General features: G+C 48.6%; 15 protein-coding genes. 11 read left to right on the top strand and 4 right to left on the bottom strand.

Annotated features, from left to right (window positions below; all coding sequences use genetic code 11):
• Positions 1-26 precede the first annotated feature (26 nt).
• A complete protein-coding gene (locus SFW65_07660; protein MDX1922988.1) occupies positions 27-560 on the top strand; it encodes a carboxymuconolactone decarboxylase family protein in 534 nt (177 codons plus the stop codon).
• Here the strand turns inward: SFW65_07660 and crcB are convergent.
• Both crcB and SFW65_07650 read right to left on the bottom strand, forming a co-directional pair.
• Positions 549-926: a fluoride efflux transporter CrcB gene (gene crcB, locus SFW65_07655; protein ID MDX1922987.1), complete on the bottom strand. Its 378-nt coding sequence runs from the start codon at positions 924-926 to the stop codon at positions 549-551. The two genes, SFW65_07660 and crcB, sit on opposite strands and share 12 nt — an antisense overlap.
• A gap of 21 nt (positions 927-947) precedes the next feature.
• Positions 948-3,041 (bottom strand): hypothetical protein, encoded by a 2,094-nt coding sequence (locus SFW65_07650; GenBank protein ID MDX1922986.1) that lies wholly within the window; start codon positions 3,039-3,041, stop codon positions 948-950.
• 248 nt (positions 3,042-3,289) lie between these two features.
• On the opposite strand from SFW65_07650, the gene fliF reads away from it, so the two are divergent.
• The 9 genes from fliF (at position 3,290) to SFW65_07605 (ending at position 14,272) form a co-directional block, all read left to right on the top strand.
• Positions 3,290-4,942 (top strand): flagellar basal-body MS-ring/collar protein FliF, encoded by a 1,653-nt coding sequence (gene fliF, locus SFW65_07645; protein MDX1922985.1) that lies wholly within the window; start codon positions 3,290-3,292, stop codon positions 4,940-4,942.
• A gap of 81 nt (positions 4,943-5,023) precedes the next feature.
• Positions 5,024-6,046 (top strand): flagellar motor switch protein FliG, encoded by a 1,023-nt coding sequence (fliG, locus tag SFW65_07640; GenBank protein MDX1922984.1) that lies wholly within the window; start codon positions 5,024-5,026, stop codon positions 6,044-6,046.
• On the top strand, positions 6,046-6,747 hold the full coding sequence (locus tag SFW65_07635) for a FliH/SctL family protein (GenBank protein ID MDX1922983.1): 702 nt from the start codon (positions 6,046-6,048) through the stop codon (positions 6,745-6,747). The genes fliG and SFW65_07635 overlap by 1 nt, the downstream gene beginning before the upstream one ends.
• Before the next feature lie 27 nt (positions 6,748-6,774).
• A complete protein-coding gene (gene fliN, locus SFW65_07630) occupies positions 6,775-7,101 on the top strand; it encodes a flagellar motor switch protein FliN (protein ID MDX1922982.1) in 327 nt (108 codons plus the stop codon).
• A 68-nt stretch (positions 7,102-7,169) separates the two neighbouring features.
• Positions 7,170-8,546, top strand: coding sequence for a sigma-54 dependent transcriptional regulator (locus tag SFW65_07625; protein ID MDX1922981.1), 1,377 nt, complete (start codon positions 7,170-7,172; stop codon positions 8,544-8,546).
• Between the two features lie 61 nt (positions 8,547-8,607).
• Positions 8,608-10,671, top strand: coding sequence for a flagellar biosynthesis protein FlhA (gene flhA / locus SFW65_07620; protein MDX1922980.1), 2,064 nt, complete (start codon positions 8,608-8,610; stop codon positions 10,669-10,671).
• Between the two features lie 15 nt (positions 10,672-10,686).
• Positions 10,687-11,703 carry a GTPase gene (locus SFW65_07615; protein MDX1922979.1) on the top strand — a complete coding sequence of 339 codons (1,017 nt, stop codon included), beginning with the start codon at positions 10,687-10,689 and terminating at the stop codon, positions 11,701-11,703.
• A 12-nt stretch (positions 11,704-11,715) separates the two neighbouring features.
• Positions 11,716-12,498: a MinD/ParA family protein gene (locus SFW65_07610; protein MDX1922978.1), complete on the top strand. Its 783-nt coding sequence runs from the start codon at positions 11,716-11,718 to the stop codon at positions 12,496-12,498.
• A 16-nt stretch (positions 12,499-12,514) separates the two neighbouring features.
• A complete protein-coding gene (locus tag SFW65_07605) occupies positions 12,515-14,272 on the top strand; it encodes a hypothetical protein (GenBank protein ID MDX1922977.1) in 1,758 nt (585 codons plus the stop codon).
• A 2-nt stretch (positions 14,273-14,274) separates the two neighbouring features.
• Here the strand turns inward: SFW65_07605 and SFW65_07600 are convergent, their stop codons facing one another.
• Together SFW65_07600 and fliI are read right to left on the bottom strand one after the other, a co-directional pair.
• On the bottom strand, positions 14,275-14,700 hold the full coding sequence (locus tag SFW65_07600; GenBank protein MDX1922976.1) for a hypothetical protein: 426 nt from the start codon (positions 14,698-14,700) through the stop codon (positions 14,275-14,277).
• The gene (gene fliI, locus SFW65_07595) at positions 14,700-16,022 is read right to left on the bottom strand and encodes a flagellar protein export ATPase FliI (GenBank protein MDX1922975.1); all 1,323 of its coding nucleotides are present in this window, start codon (positions 16,020-16,022) and stop codon (positions 14,700-14,702) included. Before fliI ends, SFW65_07600 begins: the two co-directional genes overlap by 1 nt.
• Before the next feature lie 215 nt (positions 16,023-16,237).
• Between fliI and SFW65_07590 the strand changes: the two genes are divergently transcribed.
• A complete protein-coding gene (locus SFW65_07590; GenBank protein MDX1922974.1) occupies positions 16,238-16,972 on the top strand; it encodes a response regulator transcription factor in 735 nt (244 codons plus the stop codon).
• The last annotated feature ends 289 nt before the right edge of the window (positions 16,973-17,261 follow it).

The following is a 17,261-nucleotide window of genomic DNA, read 5'->3' as shown; positions in this document are numbered from 1 at the left end:
TTATCATACCCTATAACGGAGCCCCCATGACATTAGAAGCGTTGCGTGAATCCCTTCCCGATTATGCAAAAGATTTGAAATTAAATCTTTCAAACCTTCTTTCGGAAACCGTGCTCAATGACACGCAAAAGGCTGGCACGTTTATTTCGTGCGCTATAGCATCGCGCAATGCGAAGCTGACCAAAGCAGTAGTTGACGAATTCAAAGATAAAATCACGCCGGAAATACTCAATGCTGCAAAGGCAGCTGCCGCGATTATGGGCATGAATAATATCTATTACCGCTTTATCCATTTGGCTGAACATGCTGAATATAAAACCATGCCCGCGAAATTGCGCATGAATATCATTGCCAATCCGGGCGCTGACAAAATGGATTTCGAATTATGGAGCCTTGCGGTTTCATCCATCAATGGCTGCGGTATGTGTATTGAAAGCCATGACAGCAAATTGCGTAGTCATGGTGTTGAGGCAGCGGTTATTCAGGCATCCATCCGTATTGCAGCAACATTACATGCAATTGCCGGTGTATTGGACGCTGAAGAGGCCTTAGCTGCCTAAACGGTAGCCCAGTGCAGCTGCGCCAACGCACAACACAACGGAAGCCACGATATAGGCAAGCGCGGTAAGCGTTTCACCAGATTTAAGAAGGTTCAGTGTTTCCAAACTAAAAGTTGAAAACGTCGTGTAGCCCCCGCACACACCAATCATCAATACCAGTTTGATATTGTTTTGCATGGTTTCATCTTGGGTGGTGGTTAACCAGTGCGCAAAGACGCCAATTGCAAATGAGCCGATGATATTGACCAAGCAAATGGCAAGCGGGAACGGTTGTTTCCAGATGGAATTGATAGCTTGCGCGGTGCCATACCGTGCCATGCCGCCAATAGCGCTGCCAAGTGCAACCAATGCATAATTCATCAGCATGTTATCCTCCCTGCTTGGGTATTAGTTGCATGGTTTGAAAATGGGCCGCGCAAACATGAACAGGCCAGCACGGATATTCCCATTGGCCGTTGGCGGCACATCGTAATGTATTTTTAGCGTATTTTCACCAGTCTTGAGTTGCAGTGGCAGTGCAAATGCAGGCGGCACACCTGTGGTGACTGGTTTAAATGATGTTTTCCCGGCAAGTTTATTATTCAACATAAACTCAACCGTTTTGCCATTCGCATTGGTTTCATTATCATCCGCGGCAAAACTGGCGTTTAGTTCTGCGCAGCCTGCCTTGTCAGCATCAATATGGAATACAGCATTCGGCCCAAGCAGCGTAACGCGCTCCATCTTTTCTGCGATGCGTACATTGATATAACGGCCTAGGCTTTCAGCGCCTTTGATAAAGACCAGCGGCGTTTTCTGCATGTTGGCTAAGTCGCCCTTCTCCACGCGCATCAATTTGCCAAGGCCGATTTCGGCAACCGATTTGCCAAACGAATTGTCATTTTCACTGCTGGCAAAGAGCACAAAGTCATCATCGCCAAGTGTTTGAGTCATCATGCTTTCAGCTGTTTTTGCTGTAGCTGCACGCGGCGTGAAATAAAGAATTTTGTTTAAATCATTGCAACGGAATAGATATGCGATATCGGTGCTTTGCTGTGCAGAGCACTGATTATCAACATAAACAGCTTTAGCGTCTTTTATATCACGGCTGGCTGCAAACGCGGCTGTATTCACATAACGAAAATTGCCGTCCTCATTAATACTCCACACTGTCTGGTTTTGCATAAGGTTACTGAAGGTCAGCAGCGCGGCAATGCAGGCATAGCTTGTCACAAACCATTTGGGCTTCCACCAGATGACGATAATGGGAAGGCACAGCAACAATAAATACACAACATTACGAATGATACCCAGATTGGGGTTAGGCAGCGATTGCGCCCAGTAACTCATGCCCGTCACGAAATCGGTTTTTAAATTATATGGAAAACCAAAAATCATCAGGCAGAAGAAAATCAGCAAACTATTGGCGGTAATTTCCTTAAGCAATGAGTGTTGCAATCGTATAAACAAAATAAATGGAAGGATCACAAATGGTTCAATAATCCGGTTAGTAATATAATCAAGCTTGCGTTCAACGATCACTTCATTCGCAAAAACCAGATACAGCAGCGCGCATAGCAACGTAAAAAAAGTAAAGCGGAACAGTGCATCGCCCCACGCCATTGCTTTCTTAGAAAAAATGGAAATGACAAAAGCCATGCCTGCCAGAGGCATGCCCACATAGCATAGATACAAAACACCATTCTTGAAGAAATTAAACCGGGCGAGGCCATTATTTAAATTGAGTTCAGGTAATTTAAAGGGCTGCCCCAATATCGCAATTGAATAGGTCTCCCAGCACCCTGCCGCAGCAAGTGGCAGCAGGATGATTTTCCATGGCCATGGAGATTTTTTATCGGTAATCCGCGTGATTTCAGTGAGCGCAACAGCAGCATAAACAATCCATGCGCTTGGTGTGGCCAGTAGCATGAAGGCAAGTAGTATTGCACACCAGTTCGCATCAGCCTTGCCAGCAGTGTATAAAAATTTATCGTAAAAATAAGTAAACCATATAAAGAGAGGAATAAATAACGCTTCAGCGCCTAACATAGTTGTGTAAGGCAATGCCGCAGACGATAAAGCGGCGATGCATGCTAGCGCTGCGCCTGCCGTTTTCCCGATATCGGGGTTGCGCAACAGTAAGCCGCGAACTGGAAAAAATACCGACGCCATGAAGATGACTTGAAGCCCGATTAGAATTTGGTGAGCCATTAAAAAGGTATTGGGCGGGAAATCCGGCACGGAAAATGCCCCTATGAAATAAATTAGGGCCAACAGCAATGAATAGAGTGGCGGATAAGGTGAGGATGATTGGGCGCTTAGGGCCAAACGCCCCTCCTCGAGTAAATGCCGGGCACGGTCAGCATAAAGAAGGCTGTCTGGCCATATGGCAACAATGCCCACTGAAGCCGCATAGAGCGCCGCCAGAGCCAATGTGATGAGAAATACAACGACGAGTGTCGTTTTATCAGTCGTTGAAGAATCTGGTGACGGGCTACTCATATGAATCTGTTAACTTCTTGGTAAGGGTTGCTAGGCAAAAATTACCTAGAAATGGGCTGGTGGGTAATTATTGCCGGGTCTGTTAATGGGTTTTTCACAACTTAACGATTATGGTTAACGGGCTGGTTAATAAAGATGAAGTCGCAGGTTTTCAACAAGCTTAGTTCCAAGATTAGTCGGGCGTTTCTGGTTTTCCTATCTAAACATTTCGTATCTCTATCTATGGAGTCGTTCTCTTGAATCAGCTTATGCAAACCTTACGTGGTTTAGGTGTAGTGCGCCTTGCGGCTCTGGGCGGCACGATTTTAGCGGTCATCATCTTCTTTGCCTTTATGGCTACCAAGATGTCTTCTGGCCCATTAGCGCTTCTTTACAGTGGCCTTGATCCATCTGATGGAGGCGCGATTGTAAGCCAGCTGGACACGATGAAAATCCCTTATGAAGTCAGCAATAACGGCACAAGCATTAAAGTGCCGACCGAACAGGTTGGAAAATTGCGCATGAATATGGCGCAGCAGGGCCTACCCCGTGGCGGTTCAATTGGCTATGAAATTTTTGACCAAAAGGATGGTTTTAGCACCACCAGCTTTGTTCAAAACATTAATCAACTTCGTGCATTGGAAGGCGAGCTTGCCCGCACCATCAGCACCGTGAATCAGGTTCAATCGGCGCGGGTTCATCTGGTGCTGCCAAAGCATGAGATGTTCAGCCAGAATGACCAGAAGGCATCCGCCTCGGTATTCTTGAAAGTACGTGGCGGGGCAACCCTTGGCAAAGAACAGGTTGGCGCCATTCGTCAGCTAATTGCGGCCGCTGTTCCTAATCTTCAAACCGATAACATATCGATTGTAGATGACAAAGGCACGTTGCTGGCAAAGGCAATGGATCGTTCCAGCGCCGAAGGCGAAGCAACCACGCAAGAGGAAATGCGCCATAACTTTGAAAGAACGCAGGTTGATAAAATTGAAGACCTCCTCTCCCGCTCGCTTGGATATGGCAAGGCACGTGCGCAAGTTTCTGTTGAAATGGATTTTGACAAAGTCACAACCAGTTCTGAAATCTATGACCCTGAAGGTCAGGTTGTGCGCAGCCAAGTAACCAAGTCAGAGCAAGCGAAGTCTTCTGACACCAACACAGGTGTTTCGGCAGGTAATAATCTTCCATCTGCGCAATCAAGCGGCGGCGCTGGTTCCAATAACCAGAATAATAACAGCGAAGAACAGGTCAATTACGAAATCAACAAAACCGTGCGCAGTCATGTGCGTGAAAGCGGCAGCATTAAAAAGCAATCGGTCGCCGTATTGGTGGATGGCATTTATGAAACTGGCGCGGATGGCAAGCAAACCTATAAGCCACGCAGCAAGGAAGAGCTTGAGCAAATCAAAACGCTCGTTCGCAGCGCGGTAAATGTAGATGCCACACGCGGGGATACGGTTGAAGTTGTGAATATGCAGTTTACGTCGGCAACGGATGGTCAACCCGCAGGCGCAGAAGGCATTATGGCATTCATGACACCTGAAATGATGCGTATGGCTGAATCGGTCATCATGGCGCTTCTCGGTCTTCTTGCTATTCTTTTGGTGGTTCGCCCTATTCTGAAGCAAGTGCTGGAAGGCGCAACCGGCGCAGTTGGTGAAAGCGGCGGCAATTTATTGGGTGCAAGTGCACCGGGTAACGCCAATTTGCTAAGCGCAGCAAGCGGCGGAAAATCGCTGGCTCCGCCAGGTGCAGCAGCCGGTGAAGGCGAAGATGATAATTCATTTGAAAAGATGATTGATATTCAACGCGTCGAGGGTCGCGTGAAAGCATCATCCCTTAAAAAGGTTGGAGAGATTGTAGAAAAACATCCTGAGGAAGCCGTTGGTATTATACGCAACTGGATTTATCAGGAAAATAAGTAGGTTGATGGTTTAGGTTCCGCCCGAGCGGTTGTTACGCGAAGCGGAACAGAGCGAATGGCGTAAATGTAACAGGAGTTGTCCATGGCAGGACGGGTAAGAGAAGATGCAAGAGGCCTATCAGGGCCGGAAAAAGCGGCGATTATGATTTTATCGCTTGGCGAAGAACATGCGGCAAAGCTGTTTTCGCTGATGAGCGATGATGAAATAAAAGAAATTTCTCAAGTTATGGCAACGCTGGGTAATGTTAGCTCTGCCCTCGTTGAAACGCTGTTCCTCGAATTTGCTTCGCAAATATCCTCAACCGGCTCGTTGATGGGGACTCTTGAATCAACCGAGCGCCTGCTTCTTAAAGTGCTCGATAAGAACAAGGTTGGCGGCATCATGGAGGATATCCGTGGTCCTGCGGGTCGTACCATGTGGGATAAGCTGGCGAATGTGAACGAAGAAGTGCTGGCCAATTATTTAAAGAATGAATATCCGCAAACGGTTGCGGTGGTTTTATCCAAAATCAAACCAGACCATGCGTCGCGTGTTTTGGGCACATTGCCCGAAAGTTTTGCAATGGAAGTCATCATGCGCATGTTGCGTATGGAAGCCGTGCAAAAAGAAGTTCTGGATGATATTGAAAAAACCCTTCGCACTGAATTCATGAGTAACCTTGCGCGAACCAACCGCCGCGACGCCCATGAAATGATGGCTGAAATTTTCAATAATCTTGACCGCGCTTCCGAAGCCAAATTCCTGGGCGCATTGGAAGAGCGCAACCACGATGCGGCTGAAAAGATCAAAAGCCTTATGTTCACCTTTGAAGATCTGGGCAAGCTTACCCCGCAAGCCATTCAGGCGCTTATGCGCGTTGTGGACAAAGCAAAGCTGCCGATTGCGCTCAAAGGCGCATCGGAAACCCTGCGCGATCTGTTTTTTGGAAATATGTCGGAACGTGCGGCTAAATTGCTTAAGGAAGAAATGGCGGGTATTGGCCCTGTTAAGCTCCGCGATGTGGATGAAGCGCAGGCGGGTCTGGTTCTGGCTGCTAAGAATCTGGCTGCGAAAGGCGAAATTGATATTAGCCGCGGCGGCGAAGATGAGGAGCTTATCTATTGATGAACGAAACCGCCCCACAGCGCTTTATGTTTGGCACCTCGTTTGATCCTGAGGCGATTAAAGCCGCGCAGGAACAAAAAGCTCCGCCTGTATTTAGCGAAGAAGAAGTAGCGCTCGCCAAGGAGCAATCCTATGGCCAGGGTTATGTTGCGGGTAAAGAAGCAGCGATGCGCGAAATGCAAAACCAGCAAAACGAATTGCTTGCGCATATTCAATTGCTGTTTGAACGCATGGCGAATGAAGTTTGGAAGCTGGCGGCACAAAACAAACAAGCCGCGGCCGAAATCGGCTTGGCTATCGCGCGCAAAATTGTACCCGATTTTGTGCGCAGGAGCGGCGTGCAGGAAATGGTTGCTGCGGTTGAAGCCAGCGTAATCGATATGATCAATGAACCGCGGATGGTATTGCGGATATGTGAAGCGCAGTTTGATGATATGAATAAGGAAATGAGCGCCCTCACCGCCCGTGTTGGCTATGCAGGTAAGATGATTATTCTGGCCGATAATACGCTAGAAGCAAATGATTGCCGCTTGGAATGGGCAGATGGTGGAATGGAACGCTCGGTTAATCTGACGTGGTCAGAAATTGAGCGACAAATGCAAATTCACAAAACAACGGGGCATCAAAGCCACGTGGAATATGCCCAGCCCGTAACCGACGCACCACATCAGACACCGCCAACAACTAATATTGCAGTTTAACACGATTAGTAACGTAAGGAGACCATCATGGCCGAGAAAGAATCCCTTCCCCTAAATGAATTGAACGGAACACAGGGGAACCCTGATGGCACTGGAGTGACGATTGAACATCTGGATGCTGTGTATGCCGTGCCGGTTGAAGTTTCTGCCGTGCTGGGCAAAGCGACGATGCCCGTTAGCAGTCTTTTGAAACTGGGCCGCGGCGCGGTTGTAGAATTAGACCGCAAGGTCGGTGAAGCGATTGATATTTACGTTAACAACCGTTTGGTGGCGCGCGGTGAAGTTGTGGTGGTTGAAGACCGCCTCGGCATTACCATGACTGAAATCATCAAGACCGAGCGTAAAGAAAATTAAGGAAAACCGTATCCCCGTGATAACGGGGATCTATGATTGAGTATTTAAGTTAAGTAGGAGACCAAGAAATGCGGTTATTAATTGTTGGAACCATGGAAGGCCCGATTGCTGTTGCTGGCAAGATTGCCCATCAACGCGGCGCGAAGGTATCGCATATTGATACCATTTCCGGCGCGATGAATGTATTGCGCAGTGGCCAGGGCATTGATTTGGTGATGGTCGATGTACGCTGTGATGTGGCGGACCTGATTAATCAAATCAAGCTTGAACGCATCAATGTTCCAACCATCGCATGCGGTATTGGTAATGATGCCGATGCAGCTGTACGCGCGATAAAAGCTGGCGCAAAAGAATATATCCCACTGCCGCCAGATGCAGAATTGATTGCCGCTGTTTTGCAAGCGGTAACGGAAGAAAGCCATAATATTATTGCCGGTGATCCTGCAATGAAGGCCGTGATTGATATGGCCGAAAAAGTTGCGCCATCAGCCGCATCGGTATTAATCACGGGCGAGTCAGGAACGGGTAAAGAAGTATTGGCACGACACATTCACCGCAAGAGCAACCGTGCATCAGGCAATTTCGTTGCTGTGAACTGCGCGGCTATTCCCGATAACCTTCTTGAATCCGAACTGTTTGGTCATGAAAAAGGTGCGTTTACGGGCGCGGTTGCCCGCCGTTTGGGAAAATTTGAAGAAGCCAATGGCGGAACATTACTGCTCGATGAAATGAGCGAAATGGATATGCGCCTGCAAGCAAAATTGCTGCGCGCATTACAGGAACGCGAAATTGACCGTGTGGGCGGTAACCAGCCGATTAAGGTCGATGTGCGTATCATCGCAACATCCAACCGCAATATGGAAGAAGAAGTACGCAATAAACGCTTCCGTGAGGATTTGTATTTCCGTTTAAATGTAATGAGCATTCGCATTCCAACCTTGCGTGAACGCCCGCTGGATATCAAACCGTTATCGGAATTCTTTGCGGCAAAATTTGCTGAAGCAAATGGCCTTTCTGCGAAGACGATTTCACCCGAAGCCATGCAAGCGCTGCAAAGTCACCACTGGCGCGGTAACGTACGCGAACTTGAAAACACCATGCACCGCGCAGTATTGATGGCGCCCGATAGTGTGATTGGCCCGGATGCAATTGTGCTCACCGGCCAAAGCCTGAACAACAATATTGCGAGCGGTGGCATGGCGAATACCGCACAGGCGATCATGAATGCTGGCACACCAAGCGGCAGTCTGGTTGGCAAAACCGTTGCTGATGTTGAACGCGATTTGATTATTGATACGTTGCAGCATTGCCTTGGAAACCGGACCCATGCCGCAACCATTTTAGGTATATCCATACGAACGCTACGCAATAAACTGAAGGAATACACTGATAAAGGCGTGAACATTCCCATGCCAGGTGAAACAGGCCGTGCAAATATCGGATAAATTAAGATAAACGGGCATTATGACAAATCCAGTTGGAACAGGCAGCGGTGATAGCTTCGATATGGCAGCATTTAATCGCCTGTTCGCCCGTTCAGATATGTGGCTGGCGGTTGGTTTAATCAGTATCGTGATGATGATGATTATTCCCATGCCCACCTTTGTGGTGGATATGGGGCTGACGCTTTCGCTTACCTTCTCCGTCATTATTTTAATGACCGTGCTGTTTATTAAAAAAGCACTGGACCTTTCGTCTTTCCCAACCATTTTGCTTATTGCAACGCTGCTTCGCCTCGCGCTTAACCTTGGCACCACACGGCTGATTTTATCACATGGCAATGAAGGCGCAGATGCGGCCGGCATGGTCGTGGAAGCTTTTGCTGGCTTCATTATGTCCGGCAGCTTTGTAATCGGAATGATTGTGTTTGCTATCCTTACCATCGTGAACTTCGTCGTGATTACCAAAGGTTCTGGCCGTATCGCAGAAGTTGCGGCACGTTTCACCTTGGATGCCATGCCCGGCAAACAAATGGCGATTGATGCCGATTTGTCATCTGGCATGATTGATGAAGCAACGGCACGTGCGCGCCGCAAAGAACTGGAAAACGAAAGTAATTTCTTCGGGTCGATGGATGGTGCATCGAAATTCGTGCGTGGTGACGCGATTGCCGGTTTGATTATTACCTTCGTCAATATTATTGGCGGTACGATTATTGGCATGGTGATGCATGGCATGCAATTCATGCAAGCAGCAGACACCTATATCCGTCTTACCATTGGTGATGGCATTGCAACGCAGGTTCCTGCGCTTATCGTTTCCATCGCCGCTGGTTTTCTTGTTTCCAAAACAGGATCTGCCGATGAAGGCGGTAAATCGAACAGCATGTTCGGCCAGTTGGGCGCATACCCCATGGCGCTTGGCTTTACGGCTGGCCTTTTGGCAATAATGTCGCTGATGCCGGGTATTCCAAAAATTCCATTTTGGATTTTGGCCGGCGTGCTTGGCTATTTTGCATGGAAGATGCCGCAAATTCATCGTGAAATGGCGGATAAGAAAGCCATGGAAACCGCAGAGCCATTAGTGCCCGTAGCGGAAGAACCTATTTCACGTTCATTGGCGATTGATACCATTCGCATTGAATTGGGGTATGGCCTTCTTGCACTGGTGAATTCCGAAGCTGGCCAACGTCTTACCGATCAAATTAAAGGGCTGCGCCGTCAATTGGCAGGCGATATGGGGTTCGTGCTGCCATCGGTACGTATTCAGGATAATTTGCAGCTTGCGCCAAATACCTACGTTGTGCGCATCAAGGAAATTGAAGCTGGCCGTGGCACGCTGCGTCCCGGCATGTTGCTGATTATGGATCCACGTGGTGATACGATTGCATTGCCGGGTGAACCTACAACCGAACCCGCCTTTGGGTTGCCAGCGGTATGGGCAGACCCCGGGTACCGCGAAGAAGCCTTGTTTAAAGGCTATACGGTTGTGGATACACCAACCGTTGTGACAACGCATTTGACCGAAATCGTTAAAGACAATATGTCAGAAATGCTGACCTATTCGGAAACGCAGAAACTGCTTGATGAATTGGATAAGGAACACCAAAAACTCGTCAGCGATGTTATCCCATCACAGATTACCATTGGCGGGTTGCAGCGTGTTCTGCAAAATCTGTTATCCGAACGCATTTCTATACGCGATTTGCCGAGTATTCTGGAAGGTGTATCCGAAGCATCCGCGATTACGCGCAACATTACCGCCATTACCGAACATGTGCGCGCGCGGCTTGCGCGGCAAATCTCCGAAGCGCAAACGCGCGATACAGGGTTTATCCCGCTGATTACGCTTTCGCCCGAGTGGGAGCAAGCCTTTGCTGAATCCATTGTTGGCGATGGCGAAGATAAACAATTGGCGATGGCACCCAGCCGTTTGCAGCAATTTATCAATGCGGTACGCACCACATTTGATAAGCATGCACAGATGGGGGAAAGCCCTGTGCTGCTTACCTCGCCCGGTATTCGTCCTTATGTGCGTTCAATTATTGAACGCTTCCGCGCATCAACCACGGTCGTGTCACAGAATGAAATTCATTCAAAGGCGCGGATTAAAACATTGGGGCAGATTTAACATGGGGCAAATCTAATGCGGCTACGCTCCTTTCATGGTCAAACGCTTGCAGAGGCAATGAGTCAAGTGCGCGAAGCGCTGGGCAATGATGCCATTATTGTCGCGACCCGTGATGATGACCAAGGCGGTGTGCGGGTTACCGCAGCGCTCGATGAAAGCACGGTAAAACCCAAGGAAGCGCCCGTTCCTGTTGGCCAGCCGGAAGTGCCATCCAAACAACCTATTAATTATGACCATGATGTTGTGGAAGTGATTGCGGATGCGTTGCTGCGCCACGCCGTTAACCCCGCCCTTGCCGAGACATTGCTTGGCACCGTCACACATTTTGCAGACCACGATGTTCTCATTGCGCTGGGAGCAGCGATGGATAAGCATTTTGAGTATGCGCCATTATTTGATGGTAATGCCAAACCGATTTGTTTGGTTGGGCCGCCGGGTGCAGGCAAAACGCTGACCATTGCCAAAATTGCAGCGAACCGCGTGATGCACAAGCACCGCGTAGGCGTCATTACAACCGATTTGACACGCGCGGGCGCGGTTGAACAGCTTTCTTCGCTCACAAAATTATTGAAAATCGATTTGGTGGAAGTTGAAGATGCGCCTGCCCTGCGCGATGCAATTGAGACGCACACCAACGGGGAAATTATCTTGATTGATAACACGGGACGCAACCCGTTCAGCAAAGGCGATATGTTTGACTTACGCAAAATGGTCAGCGCAGCAGAAATGGAACCCGTATTGGTTTTACCTGCTGGCCTTGATGCAGCCGAAGGCATTGATATGGCGCGGGCGTTTATGGAAATCGGCGCACGCAAGATGATTATCACCAAGGTGGATATGACCCGCCGCTTGGGAAGCATGCTAACCATCGCCCATGAAACCGGTTTACAATTATGTGACATGAGCATATCGCCCAAAGTCACTGAACCATTACAAGCGGTAAACCCCGTAACTTTTGCTCGTCTTTTACTGCCAGCAGATGTTGTTTCGGCTGTGTTGAAATCATCAGATAAAATAAGCGGAACAGCGTGATTGGAGAATAGTATGGAACCCACGATTGCAAATAAGAACATCCCCGCCCCGCTGACCTGCGCTAACATGATTGCGATTGCTTCAGGCAAAGGCGGTGTCGGCAAAACATGGTTTTCAACAACGCTTTGCTACACGCTGGCATCAAAAGGGCAGCGAGTATTACTGTTCGACGGCGATTTGGGATTAGCAAACGTCGATATTCAATTGGGACTGACGCCAGATAAGGATTTAGGAGATGTGCTGGATGGCAAGATGACACTAAAAGGCGCCATCACCCATTACAATGAAGGCAAGTTTGATATTATTCCCGGGCGTTCGGGGTCAGGCAGTCTTGCCAACATCCCTACGCAGCGGTTGGCAGAGCTACGCAATGATTTGATTGGTCTTGCGGGTGATTACGATAAAATCATTGTCGATTTAGGCGCGGGCGTTGACCGCCCCGTGCGATTGATGGCCGGCCCTGCGGGCCTAACACTGATTGTCGTAACCGATGAGCCAACCTCGCTAACGGATGCGTATGCGTTCATTAAACTAACCCATGCTGCCAATTCATCCGCCAATATCGGCATTGTTGTGAACATGGCCGCCAATACGTTGGACGGCGAAAAAACCTATAACACCATTTTGAATGTATGCCGGAATTTCTTGCGGTATGAACCGCCGTTGATGGGCATTATCCGCCGTGATTTGAAGGTACGCGAAGCCATTCGCGCACAAACCCCATTATTAAAACGTCATCCTTCAACCGAAGCAGCAATGGATGTGGAAGCCATCGTACGGAAACTTATGAAATGACATACCATAAAAAAACATGACTGCCCTGCCTCCCGATCAGCTTCAGGCAATTCAGGCCGTTTTGGCGCAACAAGGTGGTGCGCAAGCCGAGCACATTGCCCAAAGCATAACGGTGACGGTGCAAAGCAGTCCTTTGGATGTCAATGCGCTTGCCAGAGCATTACTGATTGAAGGCACAGCGACCAAAGCAACGGGGTTGGATCAGTTATTACTACGCACGGGGCAAGGTGATTTTCTGCTGCGTTTACCACAAGACGCAATCAAGCAATTGCAAGATAACTTACCCGGCCGTGTGGCATTACAATTACGCCCAGGACCGAATGGTTTGGAAGCAGTATTAGTGGTCGGTACCCGCGCAGCGCTAGCGGCGGGGCAAGTGGAACAATCGCTGGCAGCAAATTCGGCATTATCACGCCAAACACTGACAGCGGAAATTCCTAAAATCGGTCAAGTGTTTCAGGTCACCGTTTTGCCGTCCACGTTGCTTTCTAATCTTTTGTATAATCAGAACCGTGCATCCGTTTTAAAACAGTCGCCAAATCTGGCAAGTGCAGCGCAAACCCAAACAACGCAGACAGCTGCAAATGTTCAAGCCGGTGCAGAACAAGCCGCAGGCGATGTGAAGGGTGCTGATGGTAAGGCCGCACAAACGCAGGCTGCGCCAGCAAATGCGGCGGCAATCCAAACCAGCCAAACGCCGATTCAAACATTGAATCAAGGAACAGCCGCCAGCCGCAATAATTACGAACAAAATTCAACACAGGGTCAACAGGCGCAACGCCAACCCCCGCAACAGCAAGGTAAACTGCCTGCCCCCGATGCCGGTGAAGCTTTGAAAATTCAACTGCCACTAGAGACTGTAAAACCGCAGCTACTACCGCTGCGAATTTTAAATGTAGCAAGTGCTGCGCAGGAGTTGCCGGTGCAAGGCGGCAATGATAAATCGCTGACAGCAATTGTGCGTGGCGCCACCGCATCTGGCCAGCCGATTTTGACAATTGATGATCAGGTTGCCGTTGTGAATGCCAATAAGTCATGGCCGGTTGGAACAAAGATTCAGGTAGTGCTTGGTGCGGGCGCGGAGCTGGTTACCGAAAAAGTTGAAAAGCAGTTTCAGACATCCTTTGAAAATCTGCGACAAATCATCGAGATTTTAACACAGCAAAATCCTATCCTCATTAATGAGCTAAAACGCTTTCGGCTGCCGCACGCACAATCTGGGCAATTGGCGGGCGGCATATTGTTTTTCCTATCTGCCTTGCAGCGCAGTAATACTGATGCATGGCTTGGCCATGATGTGAAGGACGCGCTGGAAAGCATTGGAAAACAATCGCTTTTAAACAGCCTGAAGGCCGAATTTGAAGGCAGCAAGATGGCCGCCATGGATAGCGCAGGGTCAACATGGCGCGGTACACATATTCCCTATCTGGAAGGGGACAAATTACAGCAATTTCGCTTCTTTGTGCATGACGACCCGCGCCAGAGAAAATCCGGACAAAGCGAACGAGAAATTGCGCGGCGTTTTTTAATTGATGTTTCGTTGACACGCCTTGGGCCAATCCAGATTGATGGGCTGGTTCATCAACGCAAACTGGATTTGATTGTGCGTACCGTTAATCCTCTGGCTGAGGATTTGCGCAATGATTTGCGCTTCCGCTTTGCGCATGCAATGGAAGAGGTAAAATATAACGGATCGTTGATATTCCAAGCCAACAAGCATGGCTGGGTAGATATCAAAACAGTGCCAAGCCAACATTTATCGAAAAAACTGTAGGATTAATTTTCGCCGCGCTGATGATGCCGCTGACCGGATTGTTCATCATAGACTTTGTTTTCGGCTTTTTGTTCTGCCAACCGCTGTTCCTCTAGCCAGTTTTCCTGCGCAATTTCGTAGCGTTTCAGTTCTTCAAACATCGCTGAAAGTTTATCGCGCTCCACGGCTACTTCTGCTTCCTTTGCGGATAAATCGAGCTGCATGCGTTCATGCTTCTTGAGCTGTTCTTTGATGTAAATGCCGATAGAAAATAAAACCTCTTGTTCTTGGGTCTGCGCGGCGCGTTCTTTTTCCATTTCCAGATTGGCTTGTAATGTTGCAATCGCCATCATTATGGCATCCGCTTCGGCCTGCTTTACGCCAAGTACGCGGCGTTGCTCATCGACATAAAGCTTATGCATTTTGATAAGTGTTTCGAGCTGTTTCATCAGCGTTTATTAAGAATGGCTGCCAATTGCTGGTAGCCGTCATCGATTGTGCTTTGTTCATCCTTGCGTTGGCCCAAAAAAGCCTCAAGCTCGGGATTATATCGGATGGCTTCGTCGGTTGCAGGGTCGCTGCCACGGCGATATGCGCCAAGACGTATCATCTCCGCCATGTTGTCATAGGATGCCATGAGTTTACGCGCACGCGTGACTAATTCATTTTCAGCATCGGTATTACAATTCGGCATCATACGCGAGATGCTGCGCAGCACATTGATGGCGGGATAACGTCCGCGCTCTGCGATGCTGCGTTCCAAAACAATATGACCATCCAAAATACCGCGTGTCGCATCTGCAATCGGTTCGTTATGGTCATCGCCATCTACCAACACGCTGAATAAGGCGGTGATACTCCCCTCACCCGGCAAGCCTGGGCCAGCGCGTTCCAATAATTTTGGCAATTCGGAGAATGTGGTTGGCGGATATCCTTTGGTGGTTGGGGGCTCACCAGCTGATAAGCCTATTTCACGCTGCGCCATGGCAAAGCGGGTAATGCTATCCATTAAACACAGAACATTCTTACCTTGCCCACGGTAATATTCGGCAATCGCCAAGGTCATATAGGCCGCTTGTCTACGCATAAGCGGCGCTTCATCGGATGTAGCGATGACCAATACTGAACGTGCTAAACCTTCTTCGCCCAGATCATCGTGAATGAATTCTTGCACTTCGCGGCCGCGTTCGCCGACCAGACCAATAACAATCACGTCGGCGGATGTGTAACGTGCGATCATTGACATCATGATGGATTTGCCAACGCCCGACCCCGCAAAGATACCCATGCGTTGACCAAGACAGCATGTTAGGAATGTGTTGAGTGCACGCACGCCCAGATCAATCTTGCCGCCAACGCGGCCACGCTGGCTTGCAGGGGGTGGTGGATTGCGAAGCGGAATAGGATGATCGCCAGATGGTAATGGACCTTTGCTATCGATCGGTTCGCCAAGCGCATTCACAACGCGCCCAAGCCAGTCATTGGATGGCGAAACTGTAGGTTGTGCTTCGGCGACTTCGGCTTTTGAACCCAATCCAATTCCATCAAGTGAACTGAACGGCATAAGTAATGCGCGGCCATTTCTGAATCCCACCACTTCGGATAATACGCGGCGATTACCTTGCGCGATTAAAAAACAGCGAGAGCCAACTGAAAGCTTGCGTTCAACCCCCGCCACTTCGACTAATAAGCCTGAAACAGCGGTCACCCGCCCGTAATGGCGCACCGTGGAAACATTATTTATGTCGGATAAAAGCCTTTGAATCTGCATAGCCCTATTTTATTTTAACAATGTTTTACAAAGACTTAACGCTTATTCAATGAGAAGAAACAACATAATCACAGGAAAGTTAACAATGTTTACCAATTCTTAATGCTTATTAGTCTTAATTAAGGTAATAATTACTAATGAGCCTTAACGAAGGTTCTTAGCAGTCAGTTAAGTAATAAACCTAACCCATTACTTTTAACCTTAGGGGATATCCCATGCGCGTATTGCTTGTTGAAGATGATAGCTCGGTTGCAAAGAGTATTGAGCTGATGCTTCAAGCCGAAGGCTTTATTGTAGATACAACCGATCTGGGTGAAGACGGTTTAGAAATTGGCAAGCTATATGATTATGATATCATCATTCTCGATCTGATGCTCCCTGATATTGACGGCTACGAAGTTCTGCGCCGTCTGCGCCAAGCAAAGGTCAACACACCTATTCTCATTCTCTCGGGTCTTAATGAACTCGATAACAAGATTCGCGGACTTGGATTTGGCGCGGATGATTACCTCACCAAACCATTCGACCGCCGCGAACTCGTTGCACGTATTCATGCCATTATCCGCCGCAGCAAAGGCCACTCCGACAGTGTTATCCGCACTGGCAAGCTGACTGTAAATCTTGATACACGTACTGTTGAAGTTGAAGGTCAACCATTACACCTTACCGGCAAAGAATACGGTATTCTTGAGCTTCTATCGCTGCGTAAAGGTACGACGCTAACAAAGGAAATGTTCTTAAATCACCTTTATGGCGGTATGGACGAGCCAGAATTGAAGATTATCGACGTGTTTGTATGCAAACTGCGCAAGAAGCTGATGCAATCGACATCGGGCGATAACTACATTGAAACTGTATGGGGTCGTGGTTATGTGCTGCGTGACCCACAAGCGGGTGGTAGTGAAGCGCCGTTAGCTCCGCCTCCTGAAAAAGCACGGGTTGCTGGGTAATTTTTTATATTACGCGTGAAGTTTTTGTGTAAGCGAATGTGCTCGTGAGCGTATTTGCGCACGGCGCTCATTTCGAAGCTTGATAAGCTCGTACTTTTTTTGGATTGATGCGTAACTTCTATCGACCGCTGCGCGATCGTGCGAATAGCGCATGCCCTGAAGAATTAAGCCAAGCGCAGCAGTTTCAGCCGCAACCGCGCCCCAACGCAGTACGTTATCAAGTCTTAGTCTCAGGATGGTTTTACGAGTGCTAAATTTCATCATGGCAATTTAGCATCATCTTCACGAA

The organism is Alphaproteobacteria bacterium (genome assembly GCA_033762625.1).
Lineage (GTDB): Bacteria > Pseudomonadota > Alphaproteobacteria > UBA9219 > RGZA01 > RGZA01.
The sequence above is the reverse complement of the archived record's forward strand: the minus strand, read 5'-3'. Positions and strand labels throughout refer to the sequence as shown.

Coding starts and splice junctions, on each gene's coding strand:
- fliF (MDX1922985.1), top strand. CDS start 3,290: ATGCAAACCTTACGTGGTTTAGGTGTAGTGCGCCTTGCGGCTCTGGGC.
- fliN (MDX1922982.1), top strand. CDS start 6,775: ATGGCCGAGAAAGAATCCCTTCCCCTAAATGAATTGAACGGAACACAG.
- SFW65_07610 (MDX1922978.1), top strand. CDS start 11,716: ATGGAACCCACGATTGCAAATAAGAACATCCCCGCCCCGCTGACCTGC.
- SFW65_07625 (MDX1922981.1), top strand. CDS start 7,170: ATGCGGTTATTAATTGTTGGAACCATGGAAGGCCCGATTGCTGTTGCT.
- fliG (MDX1922984.1), top strand. CDS start 5,024: ATGGCAGGACGGGTAAGAGAAGATGCAAGAGGCCTATCAGGGCCGGAA.
- SFW65_07615 (MDX1922979.1), top strand. CDS start 10,687: ATGCGGCTACGCTCCTTTCATGGTCAAACGCTTGCAGAGGCAATGAGT.
- SFW65_07590 (MDX1922974.1), top strand. CDS start 16,238: ATGCGCGTATTGCTTGTTGAAGATGATAGCTCGGTTGCAAAGAGTATT.
- crcB (MDX1922987.1), bottom strand. CDS start 926: ATGCTGATGAATTATGCATTGGTTGCACTTGGCAGCGCTATTGGCGGC.
- fliI (MDX1922975.1), bottom strand. CDS start 16,022: ATGCAGATTCAAAGGCTTTTATCCGACATAAATAATGTTTCCACGGTG.
- SFW65_07605 (MDX1922977.1), top strand. CDS start 12,515: ATGACTGCCCTGCCTCCCGATCAGCTTCAGGCAATTCAGGCCGTTTTG.
- flhA (MDX1922980.1), top strand. CDS start 8,608: ATGGCAGCATTTAATCGCCTGTTCGCCCGTTCAGATATGTGGCTGGCG.
- SFW65_07650 (MDX1922986.1), bottom strand. CDS start 3,041: ATGAGTAGCCCGTCACCAGATTCTTCAACGACTGATAAAACGACACTC.
- SFW65_07635 (MDX1922983.1), top strand. CDS start 6,046: ATGAACGAAACCGCCCCACAGCGCTTTATGTTTGGCACCTCGTTTGAT.
- SFW65_07660 (MDX1922988.1), top strand. CDS start 27: ATGACATTAGAAGCGTTGCGTGAATCCCTTCCCGATTATGCAAAAGAT.
- SFW65_07600 (MDX1922976.1), bottom strand. CDS start 14,700: ATGAAACAGCTCGAAACACTTATCAAAATGCATAAGCTTTATGTCGAT.